This window comes from Bradyrhizobium genosp. L (assembly GCF_015624485.1).
Taxonomy (GTDB): domain Bacteria; phylum Pseudomonadota; class Alphaproteobacteria; order Rhizobiales; family Xanthobacteraceae; genus Bradyrhizobium.
Genome location: NZ_CP061378.1, coordinates 3747565 through 3764751, shown reverse-complemented (window position 1 = coordinate 3764751; position 17187 = coordinate 3747565). Strand labels below are relative to the sequence as shown.

The following is a 17187-nucleotide window of genomic DNA, read 5'->3' as shown; positions in this document are numbered from 1 at the left end:
TCCTCTAGTCGCAGCCCTTGCCGATGTGGCCTGAATTGTTGCCGTCCACGAATTCGCTCCAATGCCGCCAGCCGGCCGGGCAATGGAAACCCCAGTCGCGCACGGTCGGTCCGGTGATGAACAGCGACCAGCACGGCCCGTCCGTCAGCTCGACCCGATGCGCGTAGCGCGGCCCGCGGAATTTCACGGCGCCGGACGAATATTCGACGCGATGGTTGACGCCGCCGGCCGAGATCGTGTGCTCGGTGTAGCGGCCGTCGAGCAGGATCGAGGCGTTGAGCCAGGGATGGTCGTGCAACGCGCGGTCATCGTCGGAGCGCAGGAAGTGGTGCAGGTAGACGTTGAAGACGCGGTTGCGCGGGATCACCCACCAGCGGCGCATGTAGGTGTCGTCGGGCTTGCCGATCAGCACGTCAGGCGGACGCTTCGCCGTGATGGCGGAGAGGCGCGCGAACAGATGGGAGACGATGGATTGCGGGAGTTTCATTGACGGTGATCCTCGGCGGGCCAGCGATGATGACAATCCGGACACTTGTGCGCGACGACGCAGTCTCGCTGCCGATCCACGACGTCGATGCGGCGCGAGAAGCGATACGGCGGCGAATAGTGCTGCCGGATGTTTTCCGGGATCGGACCGCCGTCGAGATCGGCATTGCAGGATGGACAGCGCTCGGTCATGCGGCCTCCTCGTTTGCCGACTTCGCCTGATTGCCCCAACTGTCCCAGCCACCGGGCAGCGGGAATTTCTCGTCATGCCGCGCGAAGCATTCGAGCACCGGCACGCCGTCGCCGACCATGCTTGCGATCATCTCGCGGTAATGCTGCGGCTTGCGGGAATGGCCGAGCGGGCGCGAGCGCTCGCGATGGTTCGAGTTGTAGACCTCGTTGCGCGCGGGCTTGGCGTTGCCGCGGCCTTTCTTGAACATCAGCAGCAGCTCGTCTTGGTCGCGAACGAGAATGCCCATGCCGGCGTCGTCGGCATGCTCCTCGTCCGTCTTGGTCCAGACGAAACAGGTCGAAAACGCATCGAAGCCCATCGCCCGCGCGATGGCCCAGGCGAGCGGCGTCTTGATGTCGACCTCGACGATCTCGCCGCCGACATCGACCTTGTAGGTGACCGGATGCAGCGCGAAAGCGTGGGCGCGGGGGATCCACATGAAACCCCATGCATCGTTGAGTAGCCGCTCTCGCATCGAGGCGGCCCACGCAACGATCTCGTCCCACGTCATGGTCGGGTAGTGGTTCTCATAGGAACGGTCGGTGATGCCCTGCTTGCGCTTCCATGGCGCATCGAAGTAGATCGCGGCGTATTTGCGCGAGCCGGTCAGCTCGAGCGATTTTTCGGACAGTTCCTTTTGCAGGCTGCGCCGGTTCTCGCGATTGGCCTCGTCATTGCGGAAGTTCAATTCCCGCGCCGACATCAAGAGACCCTTCTCTTCCTCCGGCGTCGCCGGCACGAATTGGGTGATGCGCCGGGTCCGGTTGTCGCGGCCTTCGCGCTCGGTCAACTGGGGAATTTCCCCAGTTGATTCAAGTTTATCGCGGACGGCGCCGACGGTCTTGTGGTCGACGTTAAGGCCGGCGCCGATGGTGCGGTCGCTGCGCGCCGGCTGCTCGCGCAGCTCGGCTGCGATCAGCTCGCGCTTCTGTTCGGCATTGAGATGGCGACGGTCGAGATTGAGCCGCCGCGCGTGGCGTCGCTTCTCTTCCTCGGAAAGGCCATGCCGCACCAGGCGCGGCCAATGCGTGATGCCGAGATCGAAGCAGGCCTGCACGCGATGGTGACCATCGAGGATATTGCCCATCTCGTCGTATTCGACGGGGACCTGTACGCCGCGCGCCTTGATGTCGGCCTTCAGCGCCTCGAATTCGTCGGGCGCGAGCGCAGGCATAACCTGGTACGGGGTTGCGTTCATCGCCGCACCCCCTTGCGGAGCATGATCACGACGCCGTAAGCCACGCCCAGCCACGCGACGGGCCAGAGGACGATGACACCAGCGGACGCGATCACGACCGAGATAGCCTTGGCGCCGCGTTCGGCATTGATCTCGTGCACCACGTCCCGGCACCACAGCGCCCACCAAGTGAGCGAGCCTGCGAGGAGCCACCACAGGCCGAAAGTGATGCACTGGTCGAAGGTCGGCAGCATGGGCAGCGGTGCTCCACAAAAGGGTCAAGCAGCCTCACGTCCGGAAACGAGGCCGGGCGCGGGGATCAGGCTTTCTGGATTTCAGAGGTACGCGGTCGTGATGCTACGCTTACGAAAACCGGAAGAAACTGAAAGTTCTGATACGCGGAAACGCTTTGGATATGGGGACAACTGCCGGCGGGACTCGCTGCGGCAGCTGTCAGGTTATTTCTGGGTCTTGGCTCGGCTCGATGTTGGCGCCGCCGTCATCGGCCCAGCGCAGATGCTCATCGCCGACGGATGCAATGCGAGGCTGCGGATTGGCGAGGATGTTGGATTCCACCCACTTGCGCATGCGGATGAAACGCGCTTCGGGAGTTTCCTTGTATGAACCCCACTCATCGTTCATGTAGACGATCTCGCAGGCGAGCGCGTGAGCGATGTTGAACTTGCCGGCGACGGTGTCGGCGTCTTCCGGATCGATGCTGGACATGTCGATACCGCGGGCTTTGCCGACCGCGCCGATCGCGCAGACGGATTCGGTTTCGAACATGCCCCAATGCGAGCACGGGATGTTTTCGGGCTCGACCAGTTCATGCGCGACCAGGCGCTTGACCGGCATCGCGTCCATCGCGGCGAGCATTTCCTTGAAGAAGGCCTGCCCGCGCGCACCGCGCAGCGCACTGTTGACGGCACCGCGCCATTTGATCAACTGCCAGTTGTCGATGTCGTCGCTGTAGTGGGACCTGCTCATGCTGCAACACCCTCCCCTGCGGGGTGACCGATGATGGCCGACGCGATCTGGCTGGCGAGGTGATCCAGATCACTCGCGCGGCGGGAGCCACAGATTGATGATGGCTTGGAGGACGCGCGCGGAAGGCTCTTGCTCGCCGGAGATGTAGTAGGAGGCGGCGCGCACCGAGCAGCCTGTGATCGCGGCCAGCGTCTCGGCTGTCTTGTCGGGCCACATCCCCTTGCAGGCCTTACCGAAAATCGAAGCACTGCAAAAAGTTGCAGAGCCCTGCAGGATCTTGCGTTCGATTTTTCGATTCTCGTCGACCCGCTTCTGTAGAGTTCCATGCATGGAACGAACCCCCACTCACCCAACGCAACTGAACTGGAAATCAGAAAATGACCGAACCCACCCCCGAGCAGCGCCGCACCGAGATCGCGCAAGCGATGGGCGAGCACGCCTACGAGCTGGCGGCGAAAGCGCTGCGGCGCTCGCGGGATGCGACGATCCTCGCCGTGCTCGCAACCGGCATCGCCGCTGGCGCGTGGATTAAGATGTTCGCGTGATGCGGAGACCATCATGATTTTGGCTCCGCAAGCCGCGCGCGCCTCAATGCCCATTGCTTGCGCATCGAGGCCGACATGCGAGATTTCGTCAGATCAGAGCGCTTCCGGCGCGCCCACGGCCGATCTTTACCCTTCTCGGTCAGAGTCTCGCGCGCGAATTGAATCCCTTTTTGCAGAATATTTTCGATCGCTGCATGGAGAGCCGCGCTCGGGTAAAACCATTCGCCGTGGGAATGTTGCTCGGCAAAGCAACGATGAAGGAAACGCTCATCCTCCAGAGAGCCAGGCGTGGATCCGATGATTTCCAGCAAGAGGGGCGATGCAGTCGAGATCGAGCCGAAACGCTCCCCCAAGCTTTTTGAAAAGCCGATCTTGATCGGACCGGCCTGCCCTCGGGGCTTGATGAAATATATCCACCCTGTGCGCATCATAGCGCGCGTGTGGTCGGTGACCTCGATCATGGATATCTCCATTTCGTCGGAAAGCAGTCCGACGCGAGGCAGGTACTGTCACGGCCGCGTGAACGATAATCACCATCACGTGCACAGATATTTCCAGCAGGTTGAGGCGCCGCCCTCGCGCACGTACCGAGCGAACAAGTTGCACGTGATTGGGACAGCAAACCCCGTGTTGTTACGGGGTAGACGAATTGAACGTTGTATTTCGCATGCAACGGCGCGACGTTCTCCCCCTTTCGTGTGCGGGGGAAATTGCAATGCGCGGCCTGCAAGAAACCGTTCCAATTCAAGACATTATATGCTCGAACCTCGGCGCGATCGAACGCCTCGGCGGCAACCTCTATCGGTTCTGGTTCGTCATCGACGAGATGAACGACAGCGGCGAGACCGAGAAGAAGGTGGTCGCCAAGCTCGTCTTCCCCGCGAGCAACATTCCGGACGCGGTCCTGGCCACGATTGCCGCCCTGAACCCGCACAACATCGCGGGGGTGATGCCCTTGTCGCCCAAGCATGTGAGCTGACGCGTTCATCGCCCGTCCTCATCGGACGGCGAGAGCGAAGGCGCAACCGCGACACGCTCGATCGGGACACCGGCAGCGTCGCAGATTTTGCGCACCGTGCCCATCGGCAAGCGGTCGATGGGGCGCCGGCCGCGCAGGATCTGCGACAAATAGACCTGGCCGATGCCGACCTTCTTCGCGAAGTCCGCGCGCGTGCCCGGCTTGGCGTCGATTGCTCGCGCCAATTCCTGCAGGGCAGCCTCAGCCCGCTGATTCGTCTGCTCACTCATGGGCACGATTTAGCTATCGGCTAAATCTTCTGTCAACGCGCATTTTAGCTATCAGCTTTGGACAACGGTTCGCCGTTAGCAAATCATGCCCCCATGCCACGAAGTTCCGCGAAGCTTTTCAGGCCCTTATACGTGGGCGAATGGGTCGCCCAGTCCGGGCGCCAGCAAGAGGACATCGCCGACGCGGCGGGGATCACCGATGCCTATTTGTCCGAGTTGATCTCGGGGAAGAAGAAAAACCCGTCAGCCCATGTGCTGCGGGCGCTGTCCGAGGAATTGAATATTACGGTCAATGACTTCTACCGAAAGCCGCCGTCGCAGGCGCAGCTCGATCGGCTGAAGAACCTGTCCCCTTCCGATGCCGCCACGCTCACCCGGCTGCTCGACCAGGCCAAGCGCAGTTAGTCCCCAACTTTTTAGCGATGGTGCGCTCATGCATCGATTGTGCAGTGCCGTAACGCTTCTCTTGCTATCGGCCACCCCTTCGCTGGCGCAGCAACCAGCCAGTCCGGCGAGGCCAACTGCGGAGGACGCGCTGCGCAATGTCGATCGCAACTACATGCTCGCGTTCAACGCCTCGATCTGCTCGCTGCGCAGCAATGCCTGGTTCGCCTCGATGCAGGCCGGCTGGCGCGCCGCCAACGACCAAATCACGCGTGGCGCGAACATCCCCTACCAGCGCGCCAATCGGATCATGGAAGAGATCAAGGCTGAGGTCGCCAAAGACTTCGGAACGTTTCCGGGGATCTGCGACAGACTGCCAAACACGGCCCTCATGGATCGGCTTGACGACATCCAACGCCGGTACACGGCGAACTATCATTGATGGTTCGGCTTTACAGCAAAATACTTCCGGCCATTGCTGTTCGGGTCGGAATTGTCGCTGGTGGAAAACGCGATTCCGCGGCCTTTCCAATGCGAATACCGCCCTGCTCCGTACGCGCGGATGTCGGCATAGCTACTGTGACCGGGACCGATGGGGTGGCCGTCCTCATAAATCTCGATCGTTGATGAGACGTCATCCGCCTCATCTGGATCGTCGCCATATTGCAGGAGCTTTTCGATCTGATTTGGCGGCGCTACGGCCGCATGCCCGTCGACATAGAATGGACGGATCATCTGCACCACGATTTCACCGTGGGGCACGATCATTTGCTCGGGCCTCATGCCACATGCCAAAATGGCCGTTAGACTGAACAGGATGAAGGCAATCAGCAATGAAAACCTGACGTCCGCCGACAAGGATGCAACCCTTGGTGTCTTAATCAAAAGGTGGATAGCACGCCCGTTTACAACCCGCACGTGAGACTTTAGATTGTTTCCCGAGGGCGGCCCGATGCAGCTGATCTTTCTGTGTGCGTGGATACTGGCGACCGCGGGCGCCTGTTTGGTCGCACGCCGGATCGGTTTCAAGGCGGGTTATCAGGCCGGCATTGATCATTCCTATCGCCTTCTCGGTATGCCCTCCTCCAGGTCAGACAAAACCAGCAGCTAAATTTTTTCGCTGATAGCTAAAGATTCTTGTTGACCATGATTTAGCTACTAGCTAAGAATGGCTCCATCAACCACATGGAGCCGCCCATGTCCGCCACCGCCGAAGTTCTCCCCGCCCCGCTTCCGTCCAAGCCTGCCGCAGCGCCCGCCGTGTCCAAGGCCTACGGCGTCACGCCCATCCGCAACCCCTTCGAGGCCGCCCGCTCGGCGCTGATCCGCCGGCTGGTCGAGATGGAGGTGCCGCGCGAATTGTCGCTGCGCCCGCGACGCGATGAGTTCGCCCATCTGGCCGACCACATCCGCGACGCCGCCAACCTGTTCGATGAATGGCTGTTCGCGATCGGCGCCGAGGTGGCCGAGAACGCCAACCGCGCCGTCGATCTCCGCCTGTTCTCCGGCGCCTTCCTTGGCGCCGTCGACGGCAACGCGACCCACGCGACCGAGACCGCGCCTTACGCCTTCGACAGCGACGAAGTGTGATCATGGCCCTGCACCAGATCAACGGCGTCAAGATCCACACCTCGTTCGATTACCCGCCGATCCCGGTCCGCTCCTTCGACTGGTCCGCCGTGACCGACGATTACGACTGCGATTGCGACCAGGACGGCTTCTTCAGCACCCATCCGGTCGGGCACGGCGCGACCGAGCAGGACGCGATCGCCGACCTTCTTGATCAGATCGAGGAGGCTGCGTGATGGCCAAGTCCAAACCCGCATCCGTCACGATCGACGACGTCTACGCCGCGATCAACCCGCTGCCTGCCATGCTGTCCGAGAAGGGCAAGGTGAAACCGAACGTCGACCTCAAGATTGAGGCAAACGCCGGCATCTACATCACGCTGAGCTGGGTCAAGCCGCACGTCCAGAACGATTGGGACCGCAACTACCAGGTCTTTCAGGGCGACGACTTCGCCGATGCCGTCGGCAAGGCGCGAGCCTACATCAAAGCGCTCCCGTCGGCCGAGCAGGCCAAGCTCCACGCATTCATGGGCCAGCTCGGCAAGCTGATCGACGCCGGCCGGTCCGACGGCATTGCGGTCGATTACCTCAACCCGCTTCTGGGTTCGATGAAGCGGCTTTCCGAGAACGTCATCACCTACCAGCCGAAGGGATCAAAATGACCGACGCCACCAATGACACCATGGAGAAGGCTTTCGAAGTCGCACCGGTCACCATGGCTCAAACCATGTCGATCCTCGCCACTTCGTTGGTCGCGACCACGACCTGCTTCTACAAGCCCGAAGACGCCGACGAGCACAAGGTCATCATCACCTACCTGTGCTTCGCCGCCTTCTTCAATCACCTGGCCCGCACCGCCAAGCACAAGGACAAGATGATCGGCGTGCTGCGGGCGATCATCACGGATTTAGAGGAGGCGCCCGACGCCCCTTGACCCCGACTTTATCCGCCTGCGCCTCCGCCAGATCGCGGCCTTCGAGCGCAGCTACGGCAAGCCCACACAGCGACTTTATCAAAACGGAGCCAAACCCATGTTGAACGTGACCGAGACCATTGAGAGCCGACCACCAGCGCGCCAGACCCGCGCCAGCATGCCGACCAACCGCACCCCGGCGGCGGCGCCGACCATGCCCGCACCGACATCGCTGCTCGACGTCATCCTGCACGCCGGCAGCGACCCGGCTTTCGACGTCGACAAGTTCCGCGCGCTGGTTGCGATCCAGCGCGAGGAGCAGGACCGGCAGGATGCCCGCGAGGACAAGCGGGCCGAGCTCGCCGCCGAGGCTGCCTTCAACGCGGCGATGGCCGACGTGCAGCGCGAGATGACGACGGTCCGCGCCATGGTCGAGAACACCCAGACCCGCAGCGTCTATGCCGACTACGCCGCGATGGACCGCATGCTGCGGCCGATCTACGCCCCGGCGGGTTTCGCGCTGTCCTACGGCGAGGAGGATTCGCCGAAGGCCGACCACGTCCGGGTGTTCTGCCTCGTCACCCACACCGAGCGCAGCGGCGGCTTCAGCGTCCAGCGCAGCCACGTCCGCAAATACCATGTCGACATGCCGGCCGACGGCAAGGGCGCGCGCGGCGGCGACGTCATGACCAAGACCCATGCCACCCAGAGCGCCTTCACCTACGGCCAGCGCGGGCTGCTGCGGCTGATCTTCAACATCGCGGTCTCCAAGGACGACGACGGCAACGCCGCCGGCACGACGGCCGCCGCGGCACCGCCGCTGCCCGGCTGCATCAGCGCCGCCCAGGCTCAGACCATCCGCGCCCTGCTCGACGAGCGCGGCATCTCGCACAAGGCCTTCGCCGCCCGCATCAAACTGGCGCGCATCGAGGATATCGGCGTTGAGCACTTCGCCAAGGCCGTCGACCTGATCAAGAACGTGGGGAGGAAGTGATGGACGACAAGACCAACCATAATCTGCTCGCCGAGCAGTTCGCCGCCCGCCTCCGTGAGGAAACCCCGGTGCCCGCCGAGGCCCCGAAGAAGCCGCGCCGGCCGCGCGTGGTGGAGACGGCGCCGGCTGCGGCTGAGCCGGTCATCACGGCCGCCGACCTGCCCGAGCATGTCGTCACGCCGTTCGCCTGGCCGATCGTCGACCCGCTGCAGATCATGGCCTGCGAGCAGAACACGGCCGATTGGCAGCGCGCGCGGATGGGGATTGCGACATCCTCCTCGTTCGACGCGGTCCTGACCCCCGGCAAGACCAAGACCGAGCAGAAGACCCGCCGCACCTACCTCTTGAAGCTGGCCGGCGAGGTCCTGACCGGCCAGCCGATGGAGATGGTGACGACCCGCGACATGGAGCGCGGCCACCTGCTCGAGCCCGAGGCGCGCGATTTGTACATGCTGCAGACCGGCGAGATGCCGGAGCGGGTCGGCTTCCTGCGCCGCGACCGGGTCGGCTGTTCGCCGGACTCGCTGATCGGCGACAATGGCGGGCTGGAGATCAAGACCAAGGCGCCGCATCTGCTGATCGACGTCATCCTCAAGGACGAGTTCCCCGAGGAGCACAAGGCGCAGGTGCAGGGCGCGCTCTGGATCACCGGGCGCGACTGGTGGGACATCGCGGTCTACTGGCCCGGCATCCCGCTGTTCGTGAAGCGCACCTTCCGGGACGAGGCCTACATCAAGACGCTCGCCGCCGAGGTCGACCGCTTCAATGCCGATCTCGACGAGGTCGTCGCCCTGATGCGCCAGCGCGGCGATGCCACCCCATCCGAGTTCGTGGCCGCGGCGTAGCACGCCAAGGTCACGACGGGCGGCGGCGCCGGGCGGCTCCGTTGCGCCGCCGCCTCACCCTTCACAGCATCACCGAGGACCACCATGAACTTCGCCGAATTCAAAATGAGCCAGCCGGCCCGGATCATGTTCCGCAAGATGGGTCTACTCGATCATCTCGCCGCCGCATCGAGCTGGCGCGACCTGCGCGAACTGATCGTCGAGTTCAACCATCCGGACCAGGGCAACTTCGTCAAGCGCGTGCGCGAGTGCGATGGCGTGTGCTCCTCCGGCGAGCGCATCCTGCTGCACGCGATCTGCTACGTCACCGACTTCGCCTGGCTCGCCGATGATCTGGCCGAAGGTAGCGTATGGCGGGACATGTCCCGCGCCAGCGGCGATTTCCAGCGCGCCGTTGCGGCGTGCATCGCGGCGGAGGTCTACTGACATGGGCTACCTTCGCCAAACCCAACCCGCCCCGCCACCGGTCTGCATCGCGATCGCGGATGAGATCGAGGCTCATCTGCAGCTCTTGATCTCGGAGGCATTTCCGCCGCGCGATCCGTTCCTGGTCGTGCGCAACTGCGCGTTCTCGCCGACCGGGATGCATCAGGCCATTTCCGACTGCGGCGACATCGTCTGCCCGCACTGTTCGACGGTGCTGCCATGACCATCCACACCCGCCTCCGCCTGGTCGACGGCCCGCTGGTGCTGCCCGAGCACAGCGCCCGCTGCTGCCGGGTCGCCGAGATGGCGAAGGTCCTGATCGAGCATGAGGCCTTCGCCGACCGCCACGATGCCGTGCTGACGTTGCGGCTGTGCGGGTTCAGCGCCTTCGAGGTCACCGAGCTGGTCGAGGACGCGATCGCGGTTGCGGTTCAGCATGTGGTGGCGCGGGAGATGTCGGCGCCGTGACCATCGACCGTCCGCAATACTGCTTTCCCCGGGCTCCGATCGGCTCCCTGCTCAAGCGCGTGGACGTCCAGCCCCGGCTGCGCGTCAAGCAGGGAGCCGATCGTGACGAGGCGCATCTGAAATTGATCAGGTGCTGCCCGTGCCTGTCGTGCGGGATGGAGCCGAGCGAGGCGGCGCACGTCCGGATGGCGAGCGCGGCGCACGGGAAGGCATCGGGGCTCGGCAAGAAGCCGGAAGACCGTTGGGCGCTTCCGCTCTGCGCGCAGTGCCACCGCCTGGCGCGCACCGCGCAGCACAACCGATCCGAACAAGCGTTCTGGGCCGAACTCGATATCAATCCTTTTGTCGCCGCCGAGCGGCTTTACGCCAAGACCGGCGACCTCGTTGCGATGCGTGCTGTTGCGTACTGCGTGATTGCGGCGCGAAGGCCCGCGGGCGCGTCTGCCAGATAACCTGACAGGTGCGCCCGCGCGTCCCGCTGTTCATTGTCCCCAACCTTAAAATCTTGCCAAGGAGCATCACATGGCAGACGTCACCGACATCAAGACCATGTCACCGGCCGAGTTCGACCGCTGGCTGTCGAAATCCGAGCTGCAGGCCAAGGAGCAGGCCGAGGCCGCCGACGACGCCTTCGTCGCCGCGCTGAAGAAGGCCACAGCCCGCGGGCGGGAGAAGGCCACCTTCGGCACCTTCGTCGACACCACGCCTTTGCCCTTCGCCAAACGCTTCCGGCCCGAGCCGCGCGTCTCGATCTCCGGCTCGCCGGCCGCGATGTGCGCGTCATCCACAGGAGATCCGCTCGGCGCGCGGGTCTTGCAGCGGTAGACCGCGAACGCGGACCCCTCCTTCCGGGTTGAACATCATGGCCCTGCTCATCGAGAAGATCATCTTCGTGTTCTGCCTGCTGCCGCTCGCCTGCGAGGCGGTCCGGATCGCGGCGCAGGTGCGAGCCGATGCCGAGGTCGGACGGAGACACGACCCTTGAAGCAGACCGTCGACCATCGCGAGCGTGCCTACGCCCCCCGCGGACTGCGGAGGGAGGCCGCGGCCGATTGGGTCGGCATGTCCCCAACCAAGTTTGACGAGCTCGTCAAATCCGGCCTGATGCCCCGCGGAAAGCTGGTGCGCGGCTGCCGGGTCTGGGACCGGTATCAGCTTGACATCGCCTTCGAGGAACTGCCGGATGAGGACGAAAGTGCGTCGCTCGTCCCCGACCCAGCGTGGGGGGCCGTCACTTGAGCATCCCCATGCCCGACCTCGACCAGCGCTATTACTACAAGGACCAGGACCGCCACGGTAACTGGCGGCATTATTTCCGCCGACGGATTCCCGGCAGCCGCAAATACCGCAAGGTCCGGCTTCGTCAAAAGCCCGGAACCATCGAGTTTCTGGAGGAATTCGCGGCCGCGATGGCCGGGCGGCCCTATATCAAAGCAGGCGAGAAGCCACGGCCACCCGAGCCGAAAGTTGTGGAAAAATCGCTGCGCTGGCTGGTCGAAAAATACCAGCGCGAAAGCCTCGAATTCCGCGGCTATGACGGCGAGACCAAGAAGAACCGTGTCCGCATCTTCAAGGCGCTTTGCCGGGAGCTGGTCAGCGAGGACGACAAGCGCGAGATCGGCGATCTGCCCTGCGACATCCCGCAGGAGAAGATCGAACTGCTGGTCAACCGCAAGGCGCTGACCTCGATCAACGCGGCCAACCATCGCCTGAAGGCGATCCGCAAGATGTCCGAATGGGCCGTCAAGCAGAAGCCGCCATTGATCGGCGCCAACCGCGCCAAGGCCGTCGATCTGCTCAGGGCGCCGCAGACGGGTGGCCACCACACATGGACCGTCCCGGAGATCGAGACCTACTGCGAGCGGCACCCGCCAGGCACCAAGGCGCATCTGGCGCTGATGCTGTTCCTGCTGCTCGGCCAGCGGATCTCCGATGTGTCGAAGTTCGGCAAGCAGCATATTCGCCGGCCGGAGCACGTTGCCGCACCTCTGCGTCTGATCCATCCCGGCCGCTGGCTCGACTTCAGGCAGCACAAGAACCGCAACAGCGCGCCGGTCGATCTGGTGATCCCGATCCTGCCCCAGCTCGAGGCCGTGCTCGAGCAAGCTCGCTCAGCCGGTGCGCTCGGCACCATGACCTTCCTGGAAACCGAGTACGGCAAGCCTCACACGGTCAAGGGTCTCGGCAACTGGTTTGCTGACCGCTGCAACGAGGCCAAGGTGCCCGGACGCGCCCACGGTCTCCGCAAGGCCGGCGCGACGCTGGCTGCGCAGAACCTCGCCACGCCGCATCAGCTGATGGCAATCTTCGGCTGGCGCACGCTGCAGCAGGCCGAGCTCTACACCAAGGCCGTGCAGCAACAGATGATGGCCGGCGGCGCCATGAACCTTCTCGCGTTCACGCCGGGAGGGCAGAACAATGCGTGAGAAGTGGGTCACACGCTGCGAAATCCCCTGCATTTCCTTGGATGGGTTTTGTGACCCACTTCCTCGTAAGTCCTTGATCCGCTCACTTCGGGAAGCCCTGCCGGGATCGCCAGTGCCGGTTGCGAGAAGTCCCACGGCTGCTGGTCGTCGCGGCCCAATGTCCGCCCACTGCGCGGCGACACCGGACGGCGCGCGAGATGCTGCGGCATTTTCGCGCGCACTGATCTCGCATGAAGCAGCGTTTCGCATCCGCATCAAGTGCCGGCGCAAACCGGCTGCGATTCGCAGTTCGGCCGCGATATGCCGGTCGCGCCAGCGGCCACGAAGGCACATCGTGCGCGCGATGGGAAATCGCCGTCTCAAATTTCACTGGCCCGTAATTCCCCGGTGCGCAAAATCACCGGCATTGCATGGTCGACGATCGTTTGCCGACGAATTTCATTGTGTTGCTGCCGCAGAAATGGCTGATAGTGCGCGCGCTAACCAAGGAGATATTGATCATGCGTCGTATTTTTTCATTCGATTCATCTCTTGTGCTTGTCACGTCGATGCTGCTGGCATCGGCACCGGCATACGCTCAGGCAACCCGGACCTGGGTCTCCGGCGTCGGTGACGACGTCAACCCCTGCAGCCGGACCGCGCCGTGCAAGACCTTTGCCGGTGCGATCTCCAAGACTGCCGCGGGCGGCGAGATCAACTGCCTCGATCCGGGCGGCTTCGGCACCGTGACGATCACCAAGGCTATCGTTATCGATTGCGAATACGTCCCGTCGTCGATCCTGGCGTCGGCCACCAACGGCGTGAACATCAACGCGGGCCCAGTCGATACGGTGATCCTGCGCGGCCTCACGATCAACGGCGCCGGCACGACCCTCGGCCTCCACGGCGTCAATATCCTCGCCGGGCTGAACGTCTCGCTGGAGAAGATGAGGATCGAGAACTTCTCCCAGCAGGCCATCGTCGATACGCGTTCGACATCGGCCGGCACTCTCAACATCTTCGATACCTACGCCCGCTACAGCTCGGCCGGCCTCGGGGTCGCGCCGATGTCCGGCACCGTCGCCGTGGCAATCGACAATTTTCGGTCGACCAACAACACCTACGGCATCGCGCTCGGCAACAACACCACGGCGACGATCACGAGGTCGGTGCTGGCCAACAACACGATCTCCGGAATCGACAACACCGGCGCGTTCATCTTCGCGAACGATAACCAGATCTCGAGCAACCTGACCGGCGTGCGGAACCAGTCGGGCGGCACCACGCGGCTGTCGAACAACACCCTCTCGTTCAACTCGACGGGCATCAACAACGTGTCCGGCAGCGTGATCACCTACGGCAACAACCGCAACACCTCGTCGGCGCTGGGAACGATCACGCCGGCCGGCGGCGCCACCTCCGACCTCGGCCAGCAATAGGCCGCTTGTTGCATGGCTCGTGACCATCTGCTCCGCCGGTTCCGCGGAGCAGATGCAGAATAGCTACGCGGCAGCCGGTTGCTTCGCCAAGCGGCTGTCGCGTACCCTGCCCGGCGTCCCGCCGACAGGTCAAAGCCATCATGGAAGACTCCGTCCAGATCCACTGCACCCGCTGCAAGAACGTGTTTCGCGATCGCGCGAGGCGGCTGCAGAACGGCTATTCGCGGCAATGCCCGAGCTGCGAGGTGATGCTGTTCTTCGACGAGGATTCGGCAAACCCCATCATCAAGCGGGTGATGCGGACGGCGCGGCGTATCCGCAAGGAGTTGCGCGAAAGCGAAAGCGCGCCGGCAACATCGAGGTCGAGCGCATCCCGACGGTCCAGCGGCCGCTCGGCGTCAGGCGGGCGCGACGAGACGTCCGAGGCCGACGACTAAATATCGTCTAAGGCCGGCAACTACCCGCCGATCCCGACAATGGACGCGTTGTCGAGCCATTTGCGGGTGTCCTCGTCGCTCCAGCCGGGCACCGCGAAGCGGGCTTTCGGCGTGACATCCGCGGCTGCGGGCGGACGAGCCGCCGCAGGCCGGCGCGCGTGGAGGTGATGCGCCGGCGCCGCACTCGCGGACGCGCCGAGAGCGAGCAACAGGCCGAGAGCCAAAGCAAAACGCATCGCACCTGCTCCGGATCATCCATCTGCCAGCCGCAGACGGCGTGGCCCACGAATCCAGACATCGACGTCAGCCGAGCCCGTGCCATCCGACGCGGCTATTTCCGTTTGCTCGGCCGATGCGCCATGCCCATGTAAACCCCGCCCTTGCGCAATTCTTCCAGCATCTGGTCGATGCGCTTCTGCTTCGTCACGGGCCGGACGCTGCGGGCGATCCAGCGCAAATAGTCGTTGCGCTGGTAGGGCGGCCGTTCCCTGAATACCGCCATCAGGCCGGCCGCGTCGAGCGCGCGACGAATGCCGGCCGGCATCGTTGCGCGCGGACGCTTCAGCATTACGCCCTCGCCTGCGCTCCGCTCAAGGGCGCCGCTTCGCTTCGACATAGCGCGCAAAATTCTCCAGGATCGCCTGCCAGCCACCGCGCTGCTGCTCGACCGAATGGGTGTCCTCGCCATCGAAGGTGACATGCACCTTGACGCCACCGGGCTCGGGCGTGAACGTGACCTGCGCGGTGCGGTCGCCGAACGCATATTCGATCAGGCGGGGCGCCTCGACCTTGGTGTAGGTTCCGGCGAAGTCAAAACCCATGCTGCCGTCCTTGGCCTCCATCCGCGACGAGAAGGCGCCACCGGCGCGGAGGTCGACGGTCGCAGCCGTGGTGTGCCAATCGTCGGAGGCGGCATTCCACTGCTTGATGTCATCAGGCGTCGTATAGGCCCGCCAGACATCGGCGATGTCTGCAGCAACGGTGGTTTCGACCGAAATCTTCATCTGCATTCCTCAAAGCAAAGCGTCCGAACCGGCACGACGGACACGATCAATCTACGGAGCTTCGCTGCGATCCACAAATCGAACCTCCCGACGCGCCAAGGCCGTCGGAACCATGGGCAGGCCGGCGGCGCCGTGCAACGCACCGGATGGTTCGTGACCATTCCGGCCGAGAGCGCAAGACTTTCGTCAGAAAAGGACGTGTAGAAAGGCCGGCCCCCTGCGCGCGACGAGGACATCATGCGGAACCTGAACACCGTCCTGAGCAAGCTGAACGACCGGTTGCTGCGGCTGGAGGGCGAGTTGTTCGTGCTGCGCTCGATCGCCCGCGCCTCGCTGACCGCCGGCGACGAACACGCCGCGCGGACCCGCAAACTGCTCGATGGCGCCAAGCTCGCACTGGCCGACGAAGCCGAACGGCCGCTCGATGCCGCGACTGAAAAATATGTCGCCGCGGCCATCGCCATGGTCGACGAGCTGCTCGAACATCCCCGCGAGGCCGCGCCGCTGTTCAGGGTGATCGACGGCGGCAGGCGGGACGAATAGTCCACCGCCACCATCGCCTCGTGATCGGTTACGGCTGGCGCGCGCAAGTCTTGGACACGTTGGCGAGGATCTGCTGCGGCGTGTTCACGTTCCCGGCCGGTGCGTATTCGCAAACCCACAACGTGCCCGTCATTCCGGGCTTGCCGGGAACGGGACACGTATTGGACGCACAGCCAAGCCGCGTCGTGCTTTTCCAGACCACCTGGGTGAAGTGTCCCGTCGCCGTTCCCGAGCAATTGTTGCCCGTGAAGCCGCCGGCAATGGTGGGGTTCGGGCTGTCGAACGGAAAGCGCGACACCTCGCAGTACCAGCCCTTGACGGCGTCGGCGGGCAACTGACCGGGCATAACCGATTGTTCGGGGCCATTGCCCTGCCGCGTCGTACGCCACGCGAACGATGTGCTTTCGCCGTTCGGATTGCTGCCTGGCGCACCCGGGCAGTCCGCCGACGACTGATACTGGTGGCAGAAATTGCCGAACCTGTCGGTATGGCAGCCGCCCGCCCATCTGGCGGCGTTCGCGGCAAGCGCGGCGTCCCACACCAGGTTCGGCGCACCACATACCTGACGATAGGCGTTGTGCTTGGCGAGAATGGCATTCTGGTCAGGCGTCAGCGAGGTCGATGGCGGAGGTGTCGGCGGTGTGACGGGCGCCGGCGCTTCCGTCTTGACGGTCATCACGACCGGTGGAACGGAGACGCACCCCTTCGTGCCGGTCTCGTCGCGAGACCGGATCATGACTTCGAAATCCTCGTTTGAGGGAAGATTGGGGACAACATAGCGATGTTGGCCGCCGAGGCCACCGGCAACGTTCACGACGAACGTGTTGGTCTTTTTCCGCTTGACGGAGAGATCGATCCAGCCGGCCTTCGGTGTCCAATTGATGGTGATGGAATTCGCATTCGAATTGACCGCGAGCGGTTCCGGCGTCGGAGGCCGGTGGTCGCACGACGCCTTCGCGGCATCAGCCAGCATCGTCCCCGTCGCCACGAGCGTGAAGACAGCAATGGCGTCTCTTGCAATGGTCCGCATCGAAATCACCCACAGGTTGAAATTCATTTCACGGCTGGGAAAAGGCGTTCTGCCGT

At 63.7% G+C, this 17187-nt stretch carries 34 protein-coding genes; 22 read left to right on the top strand and 12 right to left on the bottom strand.

Translation table 11 applies throughout. The features are described 5' to 3' along the window. Positions 1–4: 4 nt before the first annotated feature. The gene (locus IC762_RS17600) at positions 5–487 is read right to left on the bottom strand and encodes a hypothetical protein (RefSeq protein WP_195783548.1); all 483 of its coding nucleotides are present in this window, start codon (positions 485–487) and stop codon (positions 5–7) included. Here IC762_RS17600 and IC762_RS17595 point away from each other — a divergent pair. Further along, positions 487–708 (top strand): hypothetical protein, encoded by a 222-nt coding sequence (locus IC762_RS17595; protein ID WP_195783547.1) that lies wholly within the window; start codon positions 487–489, stop codon positions 706–708. The genes IC762_RS17600 and IC762_RS17595 overlap by 1 nt on opposite strands. Here the strand turns inward: IC762_RS17595 and IC762_RS17590 are convergent. From IC762_RS17590 to IC762_RS17575, 4 genes are all read right to left on the bottom strand, one after another. After that, positions 675–1916 carry a ParB N-terminal domain-containing protein gene (locus tag IC762_RS17590; RefSeq protein WP_195783546.1) on the bottom strand — a complete coding sequence of 414 codons (1242 nt, stop codon included), beginning with the start codon at positions 1914–1916 and terminating at the stop codon, positions 675–677. The genes IC762_RS17595 and IC762_RS17590 overlap by 34 nt on opposite strands. Continuing rightward, positions 1913–2149 carry a hypothetical protein gene (locus tag IC762_RS17585; RefSeq protein WP_195783545.1) on the bottom strand — a complete coding sequence of 79 codons (237 nt, stop codon included), beginning with the start codon at positions 2147–2149 and terminating at the stop codon, positions 1913–1915. Before IC762_RS17585 ends, IC762_RS17590 begins: the two co-directional genes overlap by 4 nt. A gap of 199 nt (positions 2150–2348) precedes the next feature. Then, positions 2349–2882 (bottom strand): hypothetical protein, encoded by a 534-nt coding sequence (locus tag IC762_RS17580; RefSeq protein ID WP_210338376.1) that lies wholly within the window; start codon positions 2880–2882, stop codon positions 2349–2351. Positions 2883–2951: 69 nt separating this feature from the next. Further along, positions 2952–3227: a helix-turn-helix domain-containing protein gene (locus IC762_RS17575; protein WP_195783544.1), complete on the bottom strand. Its 276-nt coding sequence runs from the start codon at positions 3225–3227 to the stop codon at positions 2952–2954. A 32-nt stretch (positions 3228–3259) separates the two neighbouring features. Between IC762_RS17575 and IC762_RS17570 the strand changes: the two genes are divergently transcribed. Then, positions 3260–3427: a hypothetical protein gene (locus IC762_RS17570; protein ID WP_195783543.1), complete on the top strand. Its 168-nt coding sequence runs from the start codon at positions 3260–3262 to the stop codon at positions 3425–3427. An 11-nt stretch (positions 3428–3438) separates the two neighbouring features. Here IC762_RS17570 and IC762_RS17565 read toward each other — a convergent pair whose 3' ends face one another. Then, complete coding sequence (locus tag IC762_RS17565; protein WP_195783542.1) at positions 3439–3888, bottom strand: GIY-YIG nuclease family protein; 450 nt, start codon at positions 3886–3888, stop codon at positions 3439–3441. 254 nt (positions 3889–4142) lie between these two features. Here IC762_RS17565 and IC762_RS17560 point away from each other — a divergent pair, with 254 nt between their 5' ends. After that, positions 4143–4406, top strand: coding sequence for a hypothetical protein (locus IC762_RS17560; RefSeq protein ID WP_195783541.1), 264 nt, complete (start codon positions 4143–4145; stop codon positions 4404–4406). 5 nt (positions 4407–4411) lie between these two features. Here the strand turns inward: IC762_RS17560 and IC762_RS17555 are convergent, their stop codons facing one another. Then, a complete protein-coding gene (locus IC762_RS17555) occupies positions 4412–4675 on the bottom strand; it encodes a helix-turn-helix domain-containing protein (protein ID WP_246801661.1) in 264 nt (87 codons plus the stop codon). Between the two features lie 132 nt (positions 4676–4807). Between IC762_RS17555 and IC762_RS17550 the strand changes: the two genes are divergently transcribed. Both IC762_RS17550 and IC762_RS17545 read left to right on the top strand, forming a co-directional pair. Beyond that, positions 4808–5080: a helix-turn-helix domain-containing protein gene (locus tag IC762_RS17550; RefSeq protein ID WP_195783539.1), complete on the top strand. Its 273-nt coding sequence runs from the start codon at positions 4808–4810 to the stop codon at positions 5078–5080. 154 nt (positions 5081–5234) lie between these two features. Further along, complete coding sequence (locus IC762_RS17545; RefSeq protein WP_195783538.1) at positions 5235–5501, top strand: hypothetical protein; 267 nt, start codon at positions 5235–5237, stop codon at positions 5499–5501. On the opposite strand, the gene IC762_RS17540 is transcribed toward IC762_RS17545, so the two are convergent. Continuing rightward, positions 5495–5917 carry a hypothetical protein gene (locus tag IC762_RS17540; protein ID WP_195783537.1) on the bottom strand — a complete coding sequence of 141 codons (423 nt, stop codon included), beginning with the start codon at positions 5915–5917 and terminating at the stop codon, positions 5495–5497. The genes IC762_RS17545 and IC762_RS17540 overlap by 7 nt on opposite strands. A gap of 339 nt (positions 5918–6256) precedes the next feature. On the opposite strand from IC762_RS17540, the gene IC762_RS17535 reads away from it, so the two are divergent. From IC762_RS17535 to IC762_RS17465, 16 genes are all read left to right on the top strand, one after another. Next, entirely contained in the window at positions 6257–6649 is a 393-nt protein-coding gene (locus IC762_RS17535) for a hypothetical protein (protein WP_195783536.1), read from the top strand. Positions 6650–6651: 2 nt separating this feature from the next. Next, on the top strand, positions 6652–6864 hold the full coding sequence (locus IC762_RS17530) for a hypothetical protein (protein WP_195783535.1): 213 nt from the start codon (positions 6652–6654) through the stop codon (positions 6862–6864). Continuing rightward, complete coding sequence (locus IC762_RS17525) at positions 6864–7289, top strand: hypothetical protein (RefSeq protein ID WP_195783534.1); 426 nt, start codon at positions 6864–6866, stop codon at positions 7287–7289. Before IC762_RS17530 ends, IC762_RS17525 begins: the two co-directional genes overlap by 1 nt. Then, a complete protein-coding gene (locus tag IC762_RS17520; protein ID WP_195783533.1) occupies positions 7286–7561 on the top strand; it encodes a hypothetical protein in 276 nt (91 codons plus the stop codon). Before IC762_RS17525 ends, IC762_RS17520 begins: the two co-directional genes overlap by 4 nt. 97 nt (positions 7562–7658) lie before the next feature. Next, positions 7659–8534, top strand: a complete 876-nt coding sequence (locus IC762_RS17515) for an ERF family protein (RefSeq protein ID WP_195783532.1) — start codon at positions 7659–7661, stop codon at positions 8532–8534. Next, positions 8534–9379, top strand: coding sequence for a lambda exonuclease family protein (locus tag IC762_RS17510; protein WP_246801065.1), 846 nt, complete (start codon positions 8534–8536; stop codon positions 9377–9379). The genes IC762_RS17515 and IC762_RS17510 overlap by 1 nt, the downstream gene beginning before the upstream one ends. A gap of 84 nt (positions 9380–9463) precedes the next feature. Then, positions 9464–9805 (top strand): hypothetical protein, encoded by a 342-nt coding sequence (locus IC762_RS17505; RefSeq protein WP_195783531.1) that lies wholly within the window; start codon positions 9464–9466, stop codon positions 9803–9805. Position 9806: 1 nt separating this feature from the next. After that, positions 9807–10028, top strand: a complete 222-nt coding sequence (locus IC762_RS17500; protein ID WP_195783530.1) for a hypothetical protein — start codon at positions 9807–9809, stop codon at positions 10026–10028. Continuing rightward, complete coding sequence (locus tag IC762_RS17495; protein WP_195783529.1) at positions 10025–10273, top strand: hypothetical protein; 249 nt, start codon at positions 10025–10027, stop codon at positions 10271–10273. The genes IC762_RS17500 and IC762_RS17495 overlap by 4 nt, the downstream gene beginning before the upstream one ends. Continuing rightward, entirely contained in the window at positions 10270–10725 is a 456-nt protein-coding gene (locus tag IC762_RS17490) for a hypothetical protein (protein ID WP_195783528.1), read from the top strand. Before IC762_RS17495 ends, IC762_RS17490 begins: the two co-directional genes overlap by 4 nt. 70 nt (positions 10726–10795) lie before the next feature. Beyond that, entirely contained in the window at positions 10796–11098 is a 303-nt protein-coding gene (locus IC762_RS17485) for a hypothetical protein (protein WP_195783527.1), read from the top strand. A 37-nt stretch (positions 11099–11135) separates the two neighbouring features. Next, positions 11136–11258 carry a hypothetical protein gene (locus tag IC762_RS35595; RefSeq protein ID WP_283816251.1) on the top strand — a complete coding sequence of 41 codons (123 nt, stop codon included), beginning with the start codon at positions 11136–11138 and terminating at the stop codon, positions 11256–11258. Beyond that, on the top strand, positions 11255–11512 hold the full coding sequence (locus IC762_RS17480; protein ID WP_195783526.1) for a hypothetical protein: 258 nt from the start codon (positions 11255–11257) through the stop codon (positions 11510–11512). Before IC762_RS35595 ends, IC762_RS17480 begins: the two co-directional genes overlap by 4 nt. Before the next feature lie 8 nt (positions 11513–11520). Beyond that, positions 11521–12699 carry a tyrosine-type recombinase/integrase gene (locus tag IC762_RS17475; protein WP_195783525.1) on the top strand — a complete coding sequence of 393 codons (1179 nt, stop codon included), beginning with the start codon at positions 11521–11523 and terminating at the stop codon, positions 12697–12699. A gap of 500 nt (positions 12700–13199) precedes the next feature. Then, positions 13200–14117, top strand: coding sequence for a hypothetical protein (locus tag IC762_RS17470; RefSeq protein ID WP_195783524.1), 918 nt, complete (start codon positions 13200–13202; stop codon positions 14115–14117). A 140-nt stretch (positions 14118–14257) separates the two neighbouring features. After that, the gene (locus IC762_RS17465; RefSeq protein WP_195783523.1) at positions 14258–14554 is read left to right on the top strand and encodes a hypothetical protein; all 297 of its coding nucleotides are present in this window, start codon (positions 14258–14260) and stop codon (positions 14552–14554) included. A gap of 20 nt (positions 14555–14574) precedes the next feature. On the opposite strand, the gene IC762_RS17460 is transcribed toward IC762_RS17465, so the two are convergent. The 3 genes from IC762_RS17460 to IC762_RS17450 form a co-directional block, all read right to left on the bottom strand. Continuing rightward, positions 14575–14790, bottom strand: coding sequence for a hypothetical protein (locus IC762_RS17460; RefSeq protein ID WP_195783522.1), 216 nt, complete (start codon positions 14788–14790; stop codon positions 14575–14577). Positions 14791–14885: 95 nt separating this feature from the next. Continuing rightward, positions 14886–15122, bottom strand: coding sequence for a YdeI/OmpD-associated family protein (locus tag IC762_RS17455; protein WP_195783521.1), 237 nt, complete (start codon positions 15120–15122; stop codon positions 14886–14888). Positions 15123–15144: 22 nt separating this feature from the next. Beyond that, on the bottom strand, positions 15145–15558 hold the full coding sequence (locus tag IC762_RS17450; RefSeq protein ID WP_195783520.1) for an SRPBCC family protein: 414 nt from the start codon (positions 15556–15558) through the stop codon (positions 15145–15147). 237 nt (positions 15559–15795) lie between these two features. Here IC762_RS17450 and IC762_RS17445 point away from each other — a divergent pair, with 237 nt between their 5' ends. Further along, positions 15796–16101 carry a hypothetical protein gene (locus IC762_RS17445; RefSeq protein ID WP_195783519.1) on the top strand — a complete coding sequence of 102 codons (306 nt, stop codon included), beginning with the start codon at positions 15796–15798 and terminating at the stop codon, positions 16099–16101. A gap of 28 nt (positions 16102–16129) precedes the next feature. Here IC762_RS17445 and IC762_RS17440 read toward each other — a convergent pair whose 3' ends face one another. Then, positions 16130–17158, bottom strand: coding sequence for a CAP domain-containing protein (locus IC762_RS17440; RefSeq protein ID WP_195783518.1), 1029 nt, complete (start codon positions 17156–17158; stop codon positions 16130–16132). Positions 17159–17187: the final 29 nt, after the last annotated feature.